Here is a 19,831-nt window from a genome sequence, read left to right as displayed (position 1 = left end):
CAGGCGATATGACCTGAGTCAGGGTGTGTCAGGCGACGAGCTTGTCCGCGACCTGGGCGAGCGAAGGGTTGGTCATCGCGGTGCCGTCCGGGAAGACCACCGTCGGGACCGTCTGGTTCCCGTTGTTGATCTTCTCGACGATCTCGGCCGCGCCCGGGACCTGCTCGATGTCGACCTCGGTGAACTCGATACCGGCTCGCTTGAGCTGGCCCTTGAGCCGGTGGCAGTAGCCGCACCAGGGCGTGGAGTACATCGTGAATGCCGACATCGGCGGACTCCTTGTGGAGTGGGAGGGGAATATGTCGGGCGCGCCGTCTAGGGTTGCCTTCGACGTATCCGAACCATGTTGCAGGTGGTGCTGTTCCCGCATGTCCCAGCCCGTGAGCGACTTCACACGCCCCGCCTCCGCCGAGAGCCTGCTCGAGGCCCTCGACCCGGAACAGCGGGCAGTCGCGACGTCGTTGCACGGGGCCGTCGCGGTGATGGCCGGCGCGGGCACCGGCAAGACCCGGGCGATCACCCACCGGATCGCGTACGGCGTGCGCACCGGGACCTTCGACCCGGTCCGGGTGCTCGCGGTGACGTTCACCCAGCGGGCCGCCGGTGAGATGCGCGGCCGGCTCGCCCAGCTCGGCGTCCAGGGCGTGCAGGCCCGCACGTTCCACTCCGCCGCGCTCCGGCAGGCCCGCTTCTTCTGGCCGAAGGTGTACGGCGGGGAGCTGCCGCCGATCGCGGACCGCAAGTTTCCGCTGCTGACCGAGGCAGCGTCCCGCTGCCGGGTCCGGGTGGACACGCCCGCGCTGCGCGACCTGGCCGGCGAGGTGGAGTGGGCCAAGGTGAGCAACGTCCGCCCCGACGACTACGCGCGGCTGGCGCCGAGGTCGGCCCGGGCGCTGGCGGCCTTCGACCCGCCGACGATCGCCCGGATCTTCGCGGCGTACGAGGACGTCAAGCTGGAGCGCGGGCGGATCGACCTGGAGGACGTGCTGCTCTGCACGGTCGCGCTGATGGCCGAGGACGAGCGGGTCGCCGCGGAGATCCGGCGGCAGTACCGGACCTTCGTCGTGGACGAGTACCAGGACGTCTCGCCGCTGCAGCAGAGCCTGCTCGACCTGTGGCTGGGCGGCCGCGAGGACGTCTGCGTGGTCGGTGACCCGGCGCAGACCATCTACTCCTGGGCCGGCGCCGACCCGGAGAATCTGGTGCGCTTCGCGTCCCGGCACCCGTCGGCGACGGTGATCAAGCTGGTCCGCGACTACCGGTCGACCCCGCAGATCGTCGACGTGGCGAACAAGATCCTCGACGCGGCCGGTCCGACGGGGCTGCCCGGGCGGGTCACGCTGCGGTCGCAGAAGGAGGCCGGCCCGGTTCCGGCCTACCGCGAGTACTCCGACGAGGTCGCGGAGGCGGACGCGGTGGCGCGGGCCGTCGTCCGGCTGAAGGACGAGGGCGTGCCGCTGCGGGACATCGCCGTCCTGTTCCGGACCAACGCCCAGTCGGAGAACTTCGAGCAGGCGCTGGCCGAGCGGAAGATCCCGACCGTGCTGAAGGGTGCGGAGCGGTTCTTCGAGCGCGCGGAGATCCGGCAGGCCGCCGTCCTGCTGCGCGGGCAGGCCAAGGCCGGTGAAGGCTCGGACGATCTGGTCACGACCGTGACCGGAGTGCTGGCCGGGGCGGGCTGGACGCAGGAGCCGCCGACCGGGACCGGTGCGGTGCGGGACCGGTGGGAGTCGCTGAGCGCGCTGGTGACGATGACGACCGACTTCGCGGCGGAGCATCCCGAAGCCCGGCTGCCCGAGCTGATGGCCGAGCTGGACCGGCGGGCGACCATCCAGCACGCGCCGCTGGCCGAAGGCGTCACGCTGGCGACGCTGCACGCCGCGAAGGGCCTGGAGTGGGAGTGCGTCTTCATCATCGGGGCGCACGAGGGCACGCTGCCGATCAGCTACGCCCAGACGCCGGCCCAGGTGGAGGAGGAGCGGCGGCTGTTCTACGTCGGGGTGACCCGGGCCAAGCAGCAGCTGTTCATCAGCTGGTCCACCTCCCGCTCGCCGGGCGGCCGCGGGACGCGGGGGCCGACGCGCTTCCTGGACCCGATCGGCGTCCGGACGGCGCGGACCGAGTGGACCCCGTCGGCGTCCGTCGGCTACGAGCGCCCGTCCCGCGCGGAACGCTCGGAGAAGTCCGGCCGGCCGATCCCCAGATGCCGGGTCTGCGGCCGTGGCCTGACCGACCCGGGCGCCCGCAAGCTCGGCCGCTGCGAGGACTGCCCGTCCTCGATCGACCAGAAGCTGTACGACGCCTTGGTCGAGTGGCGCACCGAGCAGGCGGAGACCGAGAAGATGCCGGCGTTCGTCATCCTCACCGACGCGACCCTGACCGCGATCGCCGAGACCCGCCCGGGCGACGCCCAGGCGCTCCGGCAGATCCCGGGCATCGGCCACACCAAGCTGTCCAAGTACGGCGAGCACATCCTCAACCTCTGCACGCGCTGACTGCCCGTTCGGGCAAAGGTGTTGCCAGGCACGCGATCCGCGGCGCATCCTGGAGGACGTGCCGCGTTCTGCTCCTGGCAGACGTGGCAGTTAGGTGACAGAGGCAACGATCCCGGAGCGTGCGGACGGCGTCCCGGAGCGTGCTGGAATCCTGTCGTGGCAGCCAGATCCGGCCGCCGCAGCGGCAACTTCCGGCCAACTTCGCAAACTGGCGATAAATAGTTTGCAGGCTCCGGCGAGGACGGCGTACTGTTCTTTCTGCGGTCGAAGCCTGGCCGAAAACTTCAAACCACCATAGCGATCGAGCTAACCGCCCGCTTCGCCACAACGAGAGGAGGTGCCCTGGAATGAACATCAACACGGTCAAGAAGCCGTTCAGCGACGCTGCCGCGCTGCCGTGCGCCCTGATTCAGGGTGCCTCGCCGCGTCTGCACGTCGCGACCGTTGTGCTCATGGCTTCCGGCGCTGCCCAGTTCAAGGGCGGAGCTGTCGGCGATGTGAAGTACGGCGGTTCGGGTTCTCGAGCATGGAGTCCACCGGTCTGACAAGCGTCAGAGCCGGCACCTCCAAGGCCGCGGAACCCGAAAAGGGTCCCGCGGCCCTTTTGTTTGTCAACACAGTTTTGGTGGCTGTCAACCGGCAGCCGTCACGGACGACAAGAGATCAGCACCAAAGTCACTGGGAGGTGACCGGAATGAGCGTGAGCTTCCTCGATGTCTTCACCGAGGTCGCAACGTCGCAGGACCTGCCCTGTCGGTCCTACGCGCCAGAACTCTTCTTCGCCGAATCGCCGGCGGACGTCGAGTACGCGAAGTCTCTCTGCACGACCTGCCCGCTGAAGGCCGAGTGCCTGGCCGGAGCGCTCGAGCGTTCCGAGCCGTGGGGAGTGTGGGGTGGCGAGCTGTTCGTCCAAGGTGTGGTGGTTCCGCGCAAGCGGCCCCGTGGGCGTCCCCGCAAGAGCGACACCGTCACCGCAGCCTGAACGACTACAACCCATCCGAATCGAGTCAACGTGACCACTCAGACTTTCACCAGGAGCACCGAAATGCATTTACTTCATGAAGATCTCGCCCGTGCTCATTGTCGTGCTTCGCTGCAGGACGCAGAGCAGAACCGGCGCTTCCGCCTCGCTCACCAGATCGAGAAGGCGCAGAAGCAGGCCGAGCGGGCCGGCCGGCGAGCCGAGAGGGCCAGCGCACGCGCGCGCCTCGCACTCGCCCGCCTGGTCTGATCCACCGGAATCCCCGGATTCACACAGCCTGACCAGCTGAATCACTGAGGGGCGGCACCCACCGGGGGTGCCGCCCCTCAGCCACGTCCGGACAGCAGCAGTTGCTGGAGGCCGAGCAGCGTGATGCCGCTGACGATCTCGTGCCGGGCGATCATCGCGGGGACGTCGGCCAGCGGGATCCACTCGATCCGGTCCGACTCGTTCAGCTCGGTCGGCGGTCCGGCGTACCGCACGCCGGTCGACCGGAACACGAAGTGCCGGGAGTCCATGATCCCGGCGGCGGGCTCGGAGCGGATGAGCTCGGTCAGCCCGTCCGCCCGCCAGCCGGTCTCCTCCTCGAGCTCCCGCGCCGCGGCGGCCTCCGGGCTCTCGCCGGCCTCGATGATCCCCATCGGGATCTCCCACGCCCAGGTGTCGGTCAGGAACCGGTGCCGCCACATCAGCAGCACGCAGTCGTCCCGGGTGACGACCGCGGCGGCGATGTCCTTCAGCCGGACCGCGTGGTAGTCGAACCGCCGCCCATCGGGCTGCTCCACATCCAGCCGCCGCACGCTCAGCCACGGATTGGACCAGGCCTCTTCCTCACCGTGGATCACCCAGCGCATGCTGAGGAGCATAGGCGGGGGGAGGTGCCTGGCGATGGAGCTGGCTGACATCGGCGGCCGGAGGCTGGCCTACCACCGGAGCGGGGCGGGGCCGGCACTCGTACTGCTGCACGGCGGGTGGAGCGACGGCCGCGCCTGGCGACCGCAACTGGCCGGTCTGGCCGACAGGTTCGACGTGATCGCCTGGGACGCCCCCGGCTGCGGCGGCTCCGACGACCCGCCCGGCGAGATGACGATGGCCGACTACGCGGACGACCTGGCCGCGCTTCTCGCCGTGCTCGGCGTCGAGAGTGCCGATCTGTGCGGCCTGTCCTTCGGCGGCGGCCTCGCGCTGGCCGTCTGGGAGCGCCACCCGCGGCTCGTCCGCTCGCTGATCCTGGCGGGGGCGTACGCCGGCTGGAAGGGCTCGCTGCCTCCGGACGAGGCCGCGGCGCGGATCCGGAGGGTCCGGGCGGAGGTCGACCGGCCACCGGAGGAGTGGCTGGACGGCTACCTGCCGACGTTCTTCGACGGGCCGGTGCCTCCCGGGACGCTGGAGCTGGTCCGGACGATGATGCTCGAGAGCCGCCGGGCGGGGATGTTGCCGATGCTGAGCGCCTTCGCCGAGTCGGACCTGAACGCGGTGCTGCCGACCATCGCCGTCCCCACTCTGCTGCTCTGGGGCGAGAACGACCAGCGCGCGCCGGTCGGCACGGTCGCCGCGGCCCTGCGGTCGGCAATCCCGGGCGCAGAGCTCGTCGTGCTGCCCGCAGTCGGTCACGAGACCAACCTTCAGGCGCCCGAGGCGTTCAACGCCGAGGTGCGGCGCTTCCTGGGCAGCGGTGGTGCGACACTATGGCCCGTGAGCAGAGCTACCTGTGCATTGTGTGGTCAGCAGGCGGAGTCGGAGGAGGCGCCGCTGACCTGGGCGACCTCGATCGAGGACGGCCGCAAGAAGCTGTACTGCGACCGGTGCGCCCGGGAGAACGTCCGCAACATCGAGGGCAAGCTCGACCCGGTCTACTGGTGAGTCACACCTCGTACTGATCGGGGACGCGCATCGCGGGACCGCCGACGTGCAGGCCGAGGGGCTCCGCGCGGCCGGCCGGCTCCTCCCACGCCTCCTGGCGCCCGAGAACCGTGAAGTCGAGGTACCGGTAGCAGTTGTGGAAGTCCTCGATGCCGCGGCCGAAGGTCGAGTAGGTGTGGAAGACCTCGCCGTCGACCCGCAGGAACGTGCTGATCCCCGGCATCTCCTCGCCGTTCATGTCCGGCGTCCACGGCCCGTCCGTCCACGGCGTGCCCTTCTCCGCGCTCAACTCCTGCTGTGTGCGGAAGTGCAGCAGCACGGGCGCGACCCGGTCGTCCAGCGTGGCGTGGAAGTCGTAGTTGAAGTCGCTCCCGTGCGACGAGTACCAGGGGAAGGTCCAGCCCAGCCGGGCCTTGAACGCGGCGAGCTTCTCGTACGGCGCTCGGGAGACGGCGACCAGTGACGTGTTGCGGACCTGCAGCTGGCGCAGGTTGCCGATCTCGTCGGCGGCCGACGAGCAGCTCGGGCAGCCCTCGTCCCAGTCCGGACCGAACATGAAGTGATGCATCACCAGCTGCTGCCGCCCGGCGAACAGGTCGAGCAGGCTCACCGGCCCGTCCGGACCCTCGAACACGTACGGCTTGGTGATCCGGACCATCGGCAGCCGGCGTCGCTCGGCGTTCAGCCGGTCCCGCGCGCGGGTCACCTCCTTCTCCCTGGCCAGCAGCTCCCGGCGCGCCACCAGCCACTCCTCGGGTGACACGACGTCCGGGAGGTTCCCGATCCGCGTCATGGTCCAGCTCCTCTCGTCGTCGGCGACCACAACGCTAGGGCAGAGGTAGGACAAGTTCCGGGCGTCGTGTCGATCCGGGGCCGATCCGCTCGACGCAGTGGGTGAAGACACCCCTTCGGAAGGACCGGATCAATGACTCTCCGCCTCGACGCCGACGCCGTGGTCACCAGCAGGAGACAGTGGATCGCGCTCGGTGTGTTGTGCCTCGCCACTCTCCTGGTGTCGCTCGACCTGTTCGTGATGCTGCTGGCCGTGCCGGCCGTCACCGAGGCGCTCGGCGCGAGCAGCAGCCAGCAGCTGTGGATCCTGGACGTGTACGGGTTCATGGTGGCCGGTCTGATGATCACCATGGGCACCCTCGGTGACCGGCTCGGGCGCCGCCGGCTGCTGCTGATCGCCGCCGCGGTGTTCGGCGTCGCCTCGATCGTGGCGGCGTACTCGGTCAGCCCCGGCATGCTGATCGGTGCCCGCGCGGTGCTGGGGATCGCCGGCGCCGCGATCGCGCCGTGCACCCTGTCGCTGATCTCGACGATCTTCCCGAACGAGCGTCAGCGGGCCACCGCGCTCGGCGTCTGGGGCGGTTGTTTCACCGTCGGCGCGATCGTCGGGCCGATCGTCGGCGGCGTACTCCTCAACCACTTCTGGTGGGGTTCGGCGTTCCTGATCGGCGTCCCCGCGATGGTGGCGCTGCTCGCGGTCGGGCCGTTCATCCTCCCGGAGTACCGCAACGAACGGGCCGGGCGGATCGACGTACCGAGCGTCGTGCTGTCGCTGGCCGCGATCCTGCCGGCGATCCACGGGCTGAAGCACCTGGCCGCCCACGGCGCCGACGTCGAATCGGTCGTCGCGCTGGTGGCCGGTGCGGTGTTCGGCTGGGTCTTCGTACGGCGGCAGCTGCGCCTGGCGGACCCGCTCGTCGACGTACGGCTGTTCACCCGGCGGACCTTCAGCGTCACGCTCGGCAGCATGACGGCGTACTCGATGCTGTCCGGCGGCGTGATGGTGTTCGTCGCGCAGTACTTCCAGCTGGTGAAGGGGATGACGCCGCTGGCCGCCGGGCTCGCCCTGGTGCCGGGCATGGTGACGTCGACGATCGGCTTCCAGCTCGCGCCGCGGCTGGCGCAGCGGATCCGGCCTGGCGTCCTGATCCCCGTCGGCGTCGCCTTCACGGTCGCCGGCATGGTGGTTGTCAGCCTGGCCACCTCGACCACCGTGCTGGTGATCGCGTTCGCGGTCGAGTGCCTCGGGCCGGGCGCGCTGGTCATCCTGGGCACGAACCTGGTGATCGGAGCGGTCCCGCCGGAGCAGGCCGGCTCGGCCGGCGCGCTCACGCAGACCGGCAACGAGTTCGGCTACTCCCTCGGCATCGCCGTCCTCGGCAGCGTCGTCACCGCGGTGTACCGCGGCCGGACGGACGGCCGTGGCGGCAACTCGCTGGGCGAGGCGGTCAGCAGCGGCGCGACGGGCGACGTACTCGACCAGGCCCGCGACGCCTTCACCTCGGGCCTGCACCTGGCCGCCGCAATCACAGCCGTGGCCCTGACCGCGATGGCGATCCTGCTGGCGGTCACCCTGCGGGCGCTGCAGGTCCTCAGCCGTCGGTGAAGCCCGGCAGCAGCTCCTCCAGCACCGAGCGGAACGGCGCCTCGGCCTCGAGCTGGGACAGGACGGCGATCCCGCCGATCCACACCCGGTGGATCAGCAGGTACGACGGGGGCAGGTTGAGGCGCAGGGCGAGCGACGCGTTGGGGGACCGGAAGTCACCGGTCCGGTTCGCCTGCGCGCGCATCCAGGCCCGGCTGAACTGGAACGTCTCGGTCCGGGCCGGCTCCGCGAACGGCGCCAGGTAGTCCATCAGCTGCTCGGGATCGATGTCCATCCGCGGCTTGATGAAGCCCTCGGCCTTGAGCCCGTCCCGGACCGCGAGACCGTCGCCGTTCAGCGAGATCCGCAGCAGCCGGCCGATCGCCGGCGGCAGGCCGTCCGGGAGCCGGGCGCAGAGGCCGAAGTCGACCACGCCGAGCCGCCCGTCGGCCATCACCCGGAAGTTGCCCGGATGCGGGTCGGAGTGCAGCAGACCGGCGTACTTCGGCCCGCTGAACATGAACCGGACGTACTTCAGCCCGATCGCGTCGCGCTCCTGTTTGGAGCCGTCGGTGATGTACGACGACAGCGGCCGGCCCTCGATCCACTCGGACACGATCACCGTGGGGGAGTGCTTGACCACTCGCGGCACCACGAACTCGGGGTGGTCCTTGAACGCGTCGGCGTACTGCTGCTGGGCCTGCGCCTCGCGGTCGTAGTCGAGCTCCTCGCCGATCCGCTCCTGCAGCTCGGCGACCAGCGGCTTCACGTCGAGGCCCGGGATCATCGTGCCGATCGTCCGGCCGAACCGGCCCAGCTGGCGCAGGTCGGCGCGCAGGGCCTCGGCGGCGCCCGGGTACTGCAGCTTGACCGCGACCTCGCGGCCGTCCTTCAGCCGCCCGCGGTGCACCTGGCCGATCGACGCGGCCGCCGCCGGCTTGTCGTCGAACTCCTCGAACCGGTCCCGCCAGCGCTTGCCGAGCTCCCGCGACAGGATCGTGTGCACGGTCGAGGCCGGCATCGGCGGGGCGGAGTCCTGCAGCTTGGTCAGGGTCGCCCGGTAGGGCGCCGCGAGCTCCTCCGGCATCGCGGACTCCATCAGGCTGAGCATCTGCCCGAACTTCATCGCGCCGCCCTTGAGCTCGCCCAGGACGGCGAACAGCTGGTCGGCGGTCCGGCGCTGGAACTCGGCCAGCACGGCCTCGGCGGGCGCGCCGCCGATGCGCTTGCCCAGGCCGACCGTTGCGCGCCCGGCCGCGCCGAGCGGCAGGCTGGCGAGCTTGGCGGTCCGGCTCAGCGCCTTGCGAGGAAGGTCCGACACCCTCCCATTCTGTCCGGTCGCCCAAGCCCGGGTGCTGCGGGGGCCGGATGGCGCGCCGCGTGTCGCCGGTCCCGGGTACGACGAGAGGCGGTGTCCGGCACGCGCAACGTGCCGGACACCGCCTCTACGACTTGGTGCGTCAGGCCTTGCCGAGGATCCGGTTCAGGTTCGTACCGCACTCGGGGCACTTGGCCTTGGCCATGCGCGTGCCCTTGTCGTTGACCTTGACCTCGCCGTCGGCGGTGCGCTTGGCCTTGCACTTGACGCAGTAGAACTCGCCGCTCCAGGTCTCTGCCATGAGGGCCCTCTCCTTGCTCTGAATTTCAGCCCGGGGTCTTGCCCCGGGCAGTCGTTGGATGCTAACGGCAGACCGTTCCTGCCGTAGGCCGTTCGGCCCAGTCGGGAATCACCCTACGGCAGCTTTTCGCCGGTTCAAGCGCACCTCCCGCTCAGCGCGCCGCGTGATCCCGCCTGGGAAAACCCTTACCGAAAGTTTCGCCCGCACGGAACAGGCTCCCGGGGATCCGCCTCCAGGACCACTCGGCTTCCCCTCCGAGCGGCCCCGGAGGCGGTCCGGGAGCCTGTTGACGACGACGCTAGGAGGCGCCGGCGGCGCTGGCAAGCCTCCGTTGTCCACCCCTGTGGATAACTCTGTGCGCAACCTGTGGGACGCGCCGCGGGGCACTGTGGACGGGCGGGGGAACGCGGTGTGAACAACCAGGGTCGGCAGGATCAAGATCTGGCGTCTGACCTGCGGAAACGCCGATGCACAGGATGTGGACCGAAGAAAGTTGTCGGAATCTGGGGGTACATTTTTGAGCCATGGCCGACTCTCCACCGCGCCCGATCCCGCCTTATGTGGACATCCGTCGCAGCAAGCGCCGCAAGCGCACGGTCAGCGCGTACCGCGACGGTGAGCGGGTGGTCGTGCTGATGCCCGACCGGCTGTCCGCCGCGGAGGAGGCGCGCTGGGTCGAGACCATGCTGGCGCGCCTGGAGAAGCAGCGCAGCCGATCCCGCGTGTCGGACGAAAAATTGTTGGCCAGAGCACACGAACTCGCGTGTCGTCACCTCCCGGAAGTGCCCGAACCTGCGTCGGTGAGGTGGGTTTCGAACCAAAACAGACGATGGGGATCGTGCACCCCGGCGGACCGGTCGATCCGGCTGTCGACCCGGCTGCAGGCGATGCCGGGCTGGGTCGTCGACTACGTCCTGGTCCACGAGCTGGCCCACCTGATCGAGCCGACGCACAACGCCGCCTTCTGGGCCCTGGTCCACCGCTACCCCAAGGCGGAGCGCGCCGAGGGGTACCTGGAGGGCGTCTCCGCCGCCTCCTCGCTCGACCTCGAGGACTTCTGAGCCCGCTCGTCCGGACATCCGATCACCGGGTGCGTAGGGCGTACGGGAAAGGGTGGGGTGGGGTCTGCCCCAGGGGGACCTCGGGGGTTTCCTGCATGGCCGCCGGCGGTCCCTGCCAGCGAGGCTTTTGCCCGTAGCCAGTGCGACGCCAGGGAGCGCTGGGTGGGGCGCCGAGGGGGCGCAGAGGGGCAGGGTAGGTATGGCCAGGGGACAGATCACGGTGCGGGTGGCGCGCTGGAGCGCCACCCATCCGTGGCGGGCGATCGCGATGTGGGTTGTCGTCGTGATCGCCTGTTTCGCGCTCGGCTCCGTGACCGGGACCAAGGAGTCGAAGAACGAGGGTGACATCGGCGAGGTGACCCGGGCGGACGACATCGTCAAGTCCGGCAACTTCGACGACCCGGACGTCGAGAGCGTGCTGATCACGGCGCCGTCCGGACAGCTCGACCGGACCGCGGCGAACCAGGCCGCCGGCGTCGTGATCCAGCAGATGCGCGCCCTCGGTGGGGTCGCGGAGGTCGCTCAGCCGATGCCGTCGCCGAAGAACGACGCGGTCATCGTCCGGGTGACGCTGACGGACGCGCCGGAGGGCTCGGACGACGACGCCCGGGTCCAGCCGCTGCTCGACACGACCGCCAAGGTCCAGCAGCAGTACCCCGACCTCCGGATCGAGGAGGTCGGCGGCCTGTCGATTGGCAAGGCGCTCAACGAGACGCTGGGCAAGGACTTCAAGCGGGCGGAGATCTTCAGCCTGCCGGTGACGCTGGCGATCCTCCTGGTCGCGTTCGGCGCCCTGATCGCGGCGTCGGTGCCGGTGCTGCTCGCGCTGTCCGCGGTCGCCGCTGCGATCGGCTTATCCGCGGCAGCGTCGCAGCTGGTGCCCGCGGTCGACGCGGTGAACAGCGTGATCCTGCTGATCGGTATGGCGGTCGGCGTCGACTATTCGCTCTTCTACCTCCGCCGCGAACGGGAGGAACGCGCCAAGGGCCGCGGTCACGTCGACGCGGTCGAGATCGCCGCCGCGACGTCCGGTCACGCGGTCGTCGTCTCCGGGACCGCGGTGATCATCTCGATGGCAGGGCTGTTCCTGGCGCGGGACGCGGTGTTCTCGTCCTTCGCGGTCGGCTCGATCCTCGTCGTCGCGGTGGCCGTCGTCGGTTCGCTGACCGTGCTGCCGGCCGTGCTGGCGAAGCTCGGGCGCTGGGTGGACCGCCCGCGGATCCCGTTCGTCTGGCGGCTGACCGCGAGCAAGGGCGAGCCGCGGTTCTGGCCGACGGTGCTCAAGCCGGCCCTGAAGCACCCGATCGCCACGCTGCTGGTCGCCGTCACCGCGCTGCTCGCGGTCGCGTCGCCGGCCCTGGGGATGACGCTGAAGTTCCCCGGCACGGAGGACCTGCCCCGGACGACGGCGGTGATGAAGGCGTACGACCGGCTGACCGCCGCCTTCCCCAGTACGGGCACCAGTCACGAGGTCGCCGTCCGAGCGCCTGCGAACCAGCAGCCTGCGGTGAAGGCCGCGCTGGCCGAGCTGATGGAGAAGACCAAGGACGACAAGCTGTTCGCGTCGGACGGTCTCGAGGAGCCGCGCTTCTCCAAGGACGGTACGGTCGCGACGCTCGAGGTCGCCACGCCGTACGAGGGCGGCAGCGACCAGGCGCGGGACTCGCTGACCAAGCTGCGCAAGGAACTGATGCCGGAAACGGTCGGGAAGGTGCCGGGCGTCGAGTACGCGGTCGGCGGGTTCGTGGCCGCGGACGTCGACTACGCGGCCCACACGCGGGACAAGCTGCCGCTGGTGATCGGGTTCGTGCTGCTGCTGACGATGATCGTGATGATGGTGACGTTCCGGTCGGTGGTGGTCGCGATCACGGCGATCGGGCTCAACCTGCTGAGCGCGGCCGCCGCGTACGGCGTCGTCACCGCGGTCTTCCAGAACACCTGGGCCGAGGGCCTGCTGGACTTCCGGTCGAACGGGGCCGTGGTCAGCTGGCTGCCGCTGTTCCTCTTCGTGGTGCTGTTCGGGCTGTCGATGGACTACCACGTGTTCGTGGTCAGCCGGATCCGCGAGGCGGTGCTCCGCGGCGTACCCACCAAGCAGGCGGTGGCCGAGGGCATCACCGGCTCGGCCGGCGTGGTGACCAGCGCGGCAGCGGTGATGATCGGCGTCTTCGCGGTCTTCGCCACGCTGAGCACCCTGGACATGAAGCAGCTGGGCGTCGGCCTCGCCGTCGCGATCCTGATCGACGCGACGATCATCCGCGCCGTCGTCCTCCCCAGCATCATGACGCTGCTCGGCGACGCCAACTGGTGGGCCCCCAAGTGGCTCCGCCCGAAACAGCCCAAGCACACCCCGCAAACCCCACCCGCCCCCGAACCGAACCGCGAACTCACACCCGTCGGCTGAGTCTGGCCGGCGGACGCCCCATCCGAATCCGTTCGGGTGGGGCGCTCGCGTTGATGGATGATGGCGCGCATGGCTGACCGAGCTGAGGTTCTGGGGGAACTGGCCGATGCGGTGCTGGCTGTCGATCGGTGGCATCCGGTGCGGGTCGGGATCGATGGGTGTTCGGCGGCGGGGAAGACGTCGTTGGGGGACGAGTTGGCTGCGGTGGTGCGGGGGAGGACGGGGCGGGAGGTTGTGCGGGTCGGGATCGACTACTTCAAGCGGGCGCCGGAGTTGCGGACGGGGTATCCGGTCGACTCGGCGGAGAGCTATTACTTCGAGATGTACGACTACGACGCGATCCGGGAGCGGTTGCTGGTGCCGCTCGGGCCGGGTGGGGATCGGCGGTACATCTCGGGGCTTCGGGACAGTTCCGCGGCGGTGGTGCTCGACGTACCGGTTCGGACTGCGGCGGCTGATGCGGTGCTGGTCGCGGATGGTGCGTTTCTGCAGCGGCCGGAGCTCCAGGGTTGCTGGGATCTGCTGATCTACGTGCACGTCAGCTTCGAGACCGTGCTCCGGCGCGGGATCGAGCGCGATCAGCAGTGGATGTCGTCCGCCGCGGCCGCCGAGCAGCGCTACAGCACCAGGTACATCCCGGGGGAGCAGCTGTACGTCGACCAGGTGCGCCCGGCCGAATGCGCCGACCTGGTGATCGACAACGAGAATCCCGCCGCCCCGATCCTCACCCGCCCCTGATTGTTCTGGGCTTGTCCTAGGTTGCGTTGGATTGGCGGGCTCGGTGGGTGGCGGCTTTGACTCGGCTTTGGCATTGGGGGGAGTGGAAGCGGCGTTGGCCGTTCTTGGATACGTCTACGAAGACCCGGTCGCAGTGAGGGGCTGCGCACACGCCAAGGCGGCCGGCCAGGTCGCTGCCGACGGCTAGGGCCAGGCCTGCGGCGCAGCCGGCCGCCCAGCCGTTGGCGAGTTGTTCGTCGGGGCCGTGGAAGTGGAGGCTCCACGGGCGATCCTTGCCGCGGTCGAGCTGCGGGCGGGCGTTGGTGTCGAGCAGCAGCGCGTTGATCTCGGCCGCCGCCGCGTCCAGATCGCCGGCGTTCGCGGCCTCGAAGACGATCCGCATTCGGCCCGCCAGGTGCTTCAGCCGCCGCGCGTCGTCGACCGGTACGGCCTTCGGCGGATGGCCGATCGTGGTCAGCGCCTCGGCGACGGCGGCCGTGATCGCGTCCGGCTCGTCGGCGGGAGCGTCGTACGGGACGCCGCCGGTGTACCCGGGCGTCAGCCGGTTCACGTACTCGACCGACGCGGCCAGCACATTCCGAGCATGACTATCAAAAGACACTTGACCAGTCACGCAACACCTCCGTAGGCTCGAGCTTGCGTGACCGATCATAGCCACTTAGACAGTCATGGAGGCTTGAGGTGAGTACTGTCGTCGCGGCCCGTGGGCTCTCCCGCGCGGTGTGGATCCTGGTCGTCGCCCGGGCGGTGAACCGGATCGGGGCGTTCACGCTGCCGTTCCTCGGCGTGGTGCTGTCGGTCGAGTTCAAGGCGTCGCTGAGCCAGATCGGCCTCATCTTGGCGGTCTTCGGGGCCGCGACGCTCCCGTCGCGGCTGCTCGGCGGTCAGCTGGCCGACCGTCTCGGCCGCCGCCGCACGATCGTGCTCGGCCTGACCGGATGTGCGCTCTCCCAGCTGTGGATCGCGCTCAGCCACGCGTTGTGGTCCGCCGTTCTGGCGACGATCCTGCTCGGCCTGGCGTTCGAGATCTATGAGCCGCCCAGCCAGGCGATGATCGCCGACGTCACGGAGCCCGAGGAGCGCCCGGCAGCCTACGGTCTGTACAGCGCGGCGCTGGCCGCGGCGGGCGTCCTGGCTGGTCTCCTCGCCGCCGCGATCAGCCACTGGGATCTCCGCTGGCTCTTCGTCGCCGACGCGATCACCTGTCTGTCCTGCGCCGCACTGGTCGCCGTCGCGCTTCCCGCCGACGTACGCCGGGATCCGCGCGACGGCCTGCCCGACGAAGGTGCCTCGCCTTGGCGCGACCGGCGGCTGTTGCTGCTGCTCGCGGGCGGCACGGTCTTCGCGACGATCTACATGCAGCTGATCATCGGCGTACCGCTGACCCTGCTCGACCAAGGCCTGCCCGAGTCGGGCACCGGCATCATTCTCGCGGTCTCGGCCGTCACCCTGATCGCGGCCCAACGGCTGCTTCGCGTGCAGCACCTGGACGACTTCCGGGCGATCGCGATCGGGTACGCGCTGGTCGGCGTCGGCCTGGTGGTCGTCGCGCTGGCCCACAACCTCGCGGTCTTCCTGCTCGCCGCGGTCCTGTGGAGCCTCGGCGAACTGTTCCTCCTCACCCGGTACCTCACGCAGGCGTCCGGCCTCGCACCCGAGCGGGCCCGCGGCCGCTACCTCGCGATCTTCGGCCTGAGCTGGGGCATCGCGACCACGATCGCGCCGATCACCGTGACCCGGCTCCTCGAGACCGCGGGCCCGGCGGGGCTCTGGCTCACCACCGCCGCGGTCGCCGCCGCCCTCGCCGTCCTCCAGCCGTGGTTCAGGAAGCGACTAGCCGGACCGTGAGACCCTTCGCCACCGGGGTGTTGCTGCCCTTCGCGAGGTCGTCGGCGGACATGAGCACGTTGGTCTCCGGGTAGTACGCCGCGACGCAGCCACGGGCCGTCGGGTACGCCACCAGCCGGAAGTGCGCGGCGCGCCGCTCGACGCCCCGGAACTCGCTGACGATGTCGACGTACTGACCGTCCTCGAGACCGAGCTCGGTCAGGTCGTCCGGGTTCACGAACACGACCTCGCGCGTCCCGTGGACACCGCGGTACCGGTCTTCGAGGCCGTAGATCGTGGTGTTGAACTGGTCATGGCTGCGCAAGGTCTGCAGCAGCAGCCGGCCGGGCTCGGTCGGCAACCAGGTCAGGTCGTTCGCGGTGAACTGCGCCCGCGCGTCGGACGTCCGGAACTCCCGCTTGTCCCGCGCCGCGTGCGCGAGCAGGAAGCCGCCCTCGTTCGCGCGGAGCCGATTCTCGAAGTCCTCGTACCCGTCGGCCACCCGCCCGATCCGCTGCCGGATCAGGCTGTAGTCGTCGGCGAAGTCGGCCCACGGGATCTGTCCCACGTCGGGTACGACGTGTTGCGCCAACGCGCACACGATGCCGATCTCGGACTTCAGCTCCGGCGCCGGGGGAACCAGGTTGCCGGTGGACAGGTGTACTGCGCCCTGTGAGTCCTCGACCGTCACTGATTGCGGGCCGGCCGGCGTGTGGTCGTGGTCCGTGCGGCCGAGTGTGGGCAGGATCAGCGCCTCGCGGCCGGTGACCGTGTGCGACCGGTTGAGCTTGGTCGAGACGTGGACGGTGAGGTCGCACTCGCGCAGCCCGCGGTGCACGACCTCGGTGTCCGGGGTCGCCATGGCGAAGTTGCCGCCCATCGCGAAGAACACGCGGACGTCGCCGTCCCGCAGGCGTTTCACGGTCGCGGCCGCGTCGACGCCGTGCTCTCGCGGCGCGGTGAACGCGAACTCGTGGTCGAGCCGGTCCAGGAACGCGTCCGGCATCTTCTCCCAGATGCCCATGCTGCGGTCGCCCTGGACGTTCGAGTGGCCACGCACCGGGCACGGGCCCGCGCCGGGCTTGCCGATATTGCCCTGGAGGAGCAGCACGTTGACGATCTCGCTGATCGTCGCGACCGCCTCGCGGTGCTGTGTCAGGCCCATCGCCCAGCAGATCACCGTCGCCTTCGAGCGGATGAACCGCTGGGCCAGCTCCTCGATCTCGGTCCGGCGCAGCCCGGTCGCGAGTTCGACCGCGTCCCAGTCGAGCTCGGCGTTGTGCTTCGCGTACAGCTCGAAGCCGCTGGTGTGCGACTCGACGAACGCCTTGTCCAGCACCGTACCCGGGGCGGCAGCCTCGGCCTCGAGCAGCAGGTGCCCGAGGGCCAGGAACAAGGCCTGGTCGCCACCGATCCGGATCTGCAGGTGCTGGTCGGCGAGCTCGGTCCCCTTGCCGACCCAGCCGCGGGGGCGCTGCGGGTTCATGAAGTTCATCAGCCCCGGCTCGGGCAGCGGGTTCACCGAGACGATCGAACCGCCGTTGCGCTTCGCGATCTCCAGGTGGCTGAGCATCCGGGGCGCGTTGGTTCCCGGGTTCTGGCCGACGATCACGATCAGCTCGGACTCCTCGAGCATCTCGAGCGTGACCGCGCCCTTGCCGCTCCCGATCACCTTGGACAGCGCCGTGCCCGACGACTCGTGGCACATGTTGGAGCAGTCGGGCAGATTGTTCGTACCGTAGGCGCGCACGAACAGCTGGTACAGGAACGCGGCCTCGTTGCTGGTCCGGCCGGAGGTGTAGAAGACGGCGTCGTTCGGGTCGGCGAGGGCCTTCAGGTGCCGGGCGACGACCTGGAACGCCTCGTCCCAGCCGACCGGCTCGTAGTGCGTGGCGCCGGCCCGCAGCAGCATCGGCTCGGTGATCCGGCCGAGCTTGCCGAGGTCGAACTCGGAGATCCGCTGCAGGTCGTCGACCGAGTTCTCCGCGAAGAACGCCCGCGGGACCCGCTTGCGGGTCGCCTCCCAGGCCACCGCCTTGGCGCCGTTCTCGCAGAACTCGGCCGCGTGTTTGCGCTTGTGGTCGGGGTCCGGCCAGGCGCAGGACGGGCAGTCGAACCCGCCGTCCTGGTTCATCTTCAGGAAGACCTTGCCGGTCCGCGCCGGGCCCATCTCGCGAAGGCCGAACTTGAACGACGACAGGACCGCGGGGACGCCGGCGGCCTTCTTCTTCGGCTGTTCGATATCGACCATGATTCAACAATAGGTCCACCTATCGTGACGCGCCGCTTTGATAGCCGGGGTTGTGGATAAGTGGGCGCTCGACCTACCGCCGGGTCTGCGGATATGTGGTCCCATCCCATACCCGGCGGGACCCGGGATTCCTACAGTCGTCGCCCATGGAGACCCGTCGAGCCCTCGTCACCGGAGCCGCGTCCGGTATCGGCGCCGCGTGCGCCCAGCGTCTGGCCGCGGACGGCGTCCACGTAGTCGCCGTCGACTTCGACCAGGCAGGTCTGGACGCGCTGGACGGCCGGGACGGTATGGAGACGGTCGTCGCCGATCTGTCCGAGCTGGACCGGCTGTCGGAGCTGCCGACGGACGTGGACATCCTGGTGAACAACGCCGGGGTCCAGCAGGTCGCACCGGTGGAGCAGTTCCCGCCGGAACGGTTCAGCTACCTGCTCCGGCTCATGCTGGAGGCCCCGTTCCGGCTGATCCGGCAGACGCTCCCACACATGTACGGCGCCGGCTGGGGCCGCGTGGTGAACATCAGCTCGGTCCATGGACTCAGGGCCAGCCCGTTCAAGGCGGCGTACGTCGCTGCGAAGCACGGGCTGGAAGGACTCAGCAAGGTCGTCGCACTGGAGGGTGCGGCGCACGGAGTGACCAGCAACTGCGTGAACCCGGCGTACGTCCGGACTCCGCTGGTCACCGCACAGCTGGCGGACCAGGCCGCGACCCACGGCCTGTCCGAGTCGGAGGTGCTGGACAAGGTCCTGCTCGAGCCGGTCGCGGTGAAGCGGCTGATCGAACCGGCCGAAGTGGCGGAGCTGGTGGCCGTGCTGTGCGGTCCCGCGTCCGCCTCCATCACGGGGAGCTCGTTCGTACTCGACGGCGGCTGGACCGCCCACTAACAACTCAGGAGCCCGCCCATGACGGCAACACAACCAACCCAGACACGTCCGTCGATCGTCCGGGTGGTCGGCGCGAGTCTCGTCGGTACGACGGTGGAGTGGTACGACTTCTTCCTCTACGGGGTCGCAGCCTCGGTCGTGTTCGGCGACCTGTTCTTCCCGAAGGGGGAGGAGCTCACCGGGACGCTGCTGAGCTTCGCGACGTTCGCGGTCGGCTTCTTCGCCCGCCCGATCGGCGGTGTGGTGTTCGGGCACTTCGGTGACCGGCTCGGCCGCAAGCAGCTGCTGGTGCTGTCGCTGCTGATGATGGGGATCGCCACCTTCGCGATCGGCCTGCTGCCGACGTACGCACAGGTCGGTGCGCTGGCTCCGGTCCTGCTCACGGTGCTGCGACTCATCCAGGGCTTCGCACTGGGCGGTGAGTGGGGCGGTGCTGTACTGATCGTGTCGGAGCACGGTGACCCGGAGCGGCGCGGCTTCTGGGCGTCCTGGCCGCAGGCCGGTGCTCCGGCGGGTCAGTTGATCGCGAACGGCGTACTGGCGGGGCTGGCCGTGTTCCAGTCCGAGGCTGCCTTCGACTCGTGGGGCTGGCGCATTCCGTTCCTGCTGTCCGCAGTGCTGGTCCTGGTGGGGCTGTGGGTCCGGCTGCGGATCGAGGAGTCGCCGGTCTTCCAGCAGGCGCAGGCCCGGGCCAAGGAACGGCCGGCGGAGAAGCTGCCGTTCTTCGAGGTGATCACGAAGTACCCGCGCGAGGTGCTGACCGCGATGGGTGCGCGGATGGCGGAGAACGTCAGCTACTACATCTTCACGATCGTGATCGCGACGTACGCCAAGGAACACCTGGGGATGGGCAAGTCGTTCGCGCTGAACGCCGTACTGATCGCCGCGGCCGTGCACTTCTTCGCGATTCCGCTGTGGGGTGCGCTGTCGGACCGGATCGGCCGGCGGCCCGTGTACCTGATCGGTGCGGTCGGTGTCGGGATCTGGGCGTTCGTCTTCGTCGCACTGGTGGACACGAAGAACTTCGCCCTGGCGACACTTGCGGTGACGGTCGGTCTGGTTCTGCACGGTGCGATGTACGGACCGCAGGCCGCGTTCTTCACCGAGCTGTTCGGGACACGGGTGCGCTACTCCGGCGTCTCTGTCGGCTACCAGCTCGCGTCGATCATCGCGGGCGGCCTGGCGCCGTTCATCGCGGTCGCACTGCTCAAGGCGTACGACTCGGGCTATGCGATCGCCGTGTACGTCGCAGCGTGTGCGGTGATCTCGGTCGTCGCGGTGACGTCGTACTCCGAAACGCGCCGCCGGGACCTCACTACGCTGTAGGACC

19 protein-coding genes are annotated in these 19,831 nt (G+C 69.7%); 12 read left to right on the top strand and 7 right to left on the bottom strand.

The annotated features are described in order from the left end of the window. Nucleotides 1-28 precede the first annotated feature (28 nt). A complete protein-coding gene (locus ABZW60_RS13600) occupies nt 29-268 on the bottom strand; it encodes a mycoredoxin (RefSeq protein ID WP_355476504.1) in 240 nt (79 codons plus the stop codon). A 100-nt stretch (nt 269-368) separates the two neighbouring features. Between ABZW60_RS13600 and ABZW60_RS13595 the strand changes: the two genes are divergently transcribed. From ABZW60_RS13595 to ABZW60_RS13580, 4 genes are all read left to right on the top strand, one after another. Next, a complete protein-coding gene (locus tag ABZW60_RS13595; RefSeq protein ID WP_355476503.1) occupies nt 369-2,495 on the top strand; it encodes an ATP-dependent DNA helicase UvrD2 in 2,127 nt (708 codons plus the stop codon). A 347-nt stretch (nt 2,496-2,842) separates the two neighbouring features. Continuing rightward, on the top strand, nt 2,843-3,040 hold the full coding sequence (locus ABZW60_RS13590) for a hypothetical protein (protein ID WP_355476501.1): 198 nt from the start codon (nt 2,843-2,845) through the stop codon (nt 3,038-3,040). A gap of 149 nt (nt 3,041-3,189) precedes the next feature. Next, complete coding sequence (locus ABZW60_RS13585; protein WP_131285495.1) at nt 3,190-3,477, top strand: WhiB family transcriptional regulator; 288 nt, start codon at nt 3,190-3,192, stop codon at nt 3,475-3,477. 30 nt (nt 3,478-3,507) lie between these two features. Then, entirely contained in the window at nt 3,508-3,726 is a 219-nt protein-coding gene (locus tag ABZW60_RS13580; protein WP_355476499.1) for a hypothetical protein, read from the top strand. 77 nt (nt 3,727-3,803) lie between these two features. On the opposite strand, the gene ABZW60_RS13575 is transcribed toward ABZW60_RS13580, so the two are convergent. Next, nucleotides 3,804-4,331 carry an NUDIX domain-containing protein gene (locus ABZW60_RS13575; protein ID WP_355476497.1) on the bottom strand — a complete coding sequence of 176 codons (528 nt, stop codon included), beginning with the start codon at nt 4,329-4,331 and terminating at the stop codon, nt 3,804-3,806. Between the two features lie 34 nt (nt 4,332-4,365). Between ABZW60_RS13575 and ABZW60_RS13570 the strand changes: the two genes are divergently transcribed. Continuing rightward, on the top strand, nt 4,366-5,340 hold the full coding sequence (locus ABZW60_RS13570) for an alpha/beta hydrolase (RefSeq protein ID WP_355476495.1): 975 nt from the start codon (nt 4,366-4,368) through the stop codon (nt 5,338-5,340). Nucleotide 5,341: 1 nt separating this feature from the next. Here ABZW60_RS13570 and ABZW60_RS13565 read toward each other — a convergent pair whose 3' ends face one another. Further along, nucleotides 5,342-6,133: a DUF899 domain-containing protein gene (locus ABZW60_RS13565; RefSeq protein WP_355476493.1), complete on the bottom strand. Its 792-nt coding sequence runs from the start codon at nt 6,131-6,133 to the stop codon at nt 5,342-5,344. Between the two features lie 132 nt (nt 6,134-6,265). Here ABZW60_RS13565 and ABZW60_RS13560 point away from each other — a divergent pair, with 132 nt between their 5' ends. Then, the gene (locus ABZW60_RS13560) at nt 6,266-7,738 is read left to right on the top strand and encodes an MFS transporter (RefSeq protein ID WP_355476491.1); all 1,473 of its coding nucleotides are present in this window, start codon (nt 6,266-6,268) and stop codon (nt 7,736-7,738) included. Here ABZW60_RS13560 and ABZW60_RS13555 read toward each other — a convergent pair. Next, nucleotides 7,725-9,038: an AarF/ABC1/UbiB kinase family protein gene (locus ABZW60_RS13555; protein WP_355476489.1), complete on the bottom strand. Its 1,314-nt coding sequence runs from the start codon at nt 9,036-9,038 to the stop codon at nt 7,725-7,727. The genes ABZW60_RS13560 and ABZW60_RS13555 overlap by 14 nt on opposite strands. Before the next feature lie 139 nt (nt 9,039-9,177). Further along, nucleotides 9,178-9,336 carry a DUF5679 domain-containing protein gene (locus ABZW60_RS13550; RefSeq protein WP_012922897.1) on the bottom strand — a complete coding sequence of 53 codons (159 nt, stop codon included), beginning with the start codon at nt 9,334-9,336 and terminating at the stop codon, nt 9,178-9,180. 524 nt (nt 9,337-9,860) lie between these two features. Between ABZW60_RS13550 and ABZW60_RS13545 the strand changes: the two genes are divergently transcribed. The 3 genes from ABZW60_RS13545 (at nt 9,861) to ABZW60_RS13535 (ending at nt 13,539) form a co-directional block, all read left to right on the top strand. Further along, nucleotides 9,861-10,397 carry a YgjP-like metallopeptidase domain-containing protein gene (locus tag ABZW60_RS13545; protein ID WP_355476487.1) on the top strand — a complete coding sequence of 179 codons (537 nt, stop codon included), beginning with the start codon at nt 9,861-9,863 and terminating at the stop codon, nt 10,395-10,397. A gap of 199 nt (nt 10,398-10,596) precedes the next feature. Next, a complete protein-coding gene (locus tag ABZW60_RS13540; protein WP_355476485.1) occupies nt 10,597-12,801 on the top strand; it encodes an MMPL family transporter in 2,205 nt (734 codons plus the stop codon). A gap of 69 nt (nt 12,802-12,870) precedes the next feature. After that, nucleotides 12,871-13,539, top strand: coding sequence for a uridine kinase (locus ABZW60_RS13535; RefSeq protein ID WP_355476484.1), 669 nt, complete (start codon nt 12,871-12,873; stop codon nt 13,537-13,539). A 16-nt stretch (nt 13,540-13,555) separates the two neighbouring features. Here ABZW60_RS13535 and ABZW60_RS13530 read toward each other — a convergent pair whose 3' ends face one another. After that, nucleotides 13,556-14,113, bottom strand: a complete 558-nt coding sequence (locus ABZW60_RS13530) for a CGNR zinc finger domain-containing protein (protein ID WP_355476482.1) — start codon at nt 14,111-14,113, stop codon at nt 13,556-13,558. Between the two features lie 107 nt (nt 14,114-14,220). Between ABZW60_RS13530 and ABZW60_RS13525 the strand changes: the two genes are divergently transcribed. Further along, nucleotides 14,221-15,387: an MFS transporter gene (locus tag ABZW60_RS13525; RefSeq protein ID WP_355476480.1), complete on the top strand. Its 1,167-nt coding sequence runs from the start codon at nt 14,221-14,223 to the stop codon at nt 15,385-15,387. Here ABZW60_RS13525 and ABZW60_RS13520 read toward each other — a convergent pair. Further along, nucleotides 15,362-17,617: an FdhF/YdeP family oxidoreductase gene (locus ABZW60_RS13520; protein ID WP_355476478.1), complete on the bottom strand. Its 2,256-nt coding sequence runs from the start codon at nt 17,615-17,617 to the stop codon at nt 15,362-15,364. The two genes, ABZW60_RS13525 and ABZW60_RS13520, sit on opposite strands and share 26 nt — an antisense overlap. Nucleotides 17,618-17,763: 146 nt before the next feature. On the opposite strand from ABZW60_RS13520, the gene ABZW60_RS13515 reads away from it, so the two are divergent. Both ABZW60_RS13515 and ABZW60_RS13510 read left to right on the top strand, forming a co-directional pair. After that, nucleotides 17,764-18,501: a 3-hydroxybutyrate dehydrogenase gene (locus tag ABZW60_RS13515; protein ID WP_355476476.1), complete on the top strand. Its 738-nt coding sequence runs from the start codon at nt 17,764-17,766 to the stop codon at nt 18,499-18,501. 18 nt (nt 18,502-18,519) lie between these two features. Further along, complete coding sequence (locus ABZW60_RS13510; protein ID WP_355476474.1) at nt 18,520-19,827, top strand: MFS transporter; 1,308 nt, start codon at nt 18,520-18,522, stop codon at nt 19,825-19,827. Nucleotides 19,828-19,831: the final 4 nt, after the last annotated feature.

It is taken from the genome of Kribbella sp. NPDC003557 (assembly GCF_040610805.1).
Taxonomy (GTDB): Bacteria; Actinomycetota; Actinomycetes; order Propionibacteriales; family Kribbellaceae; genus Kribbella.
The sequence above is the reverse complement of the archived record's forward strand: the minus strand, read 5'-3'. Positions and strand labels throughout refer to the sequence as shown.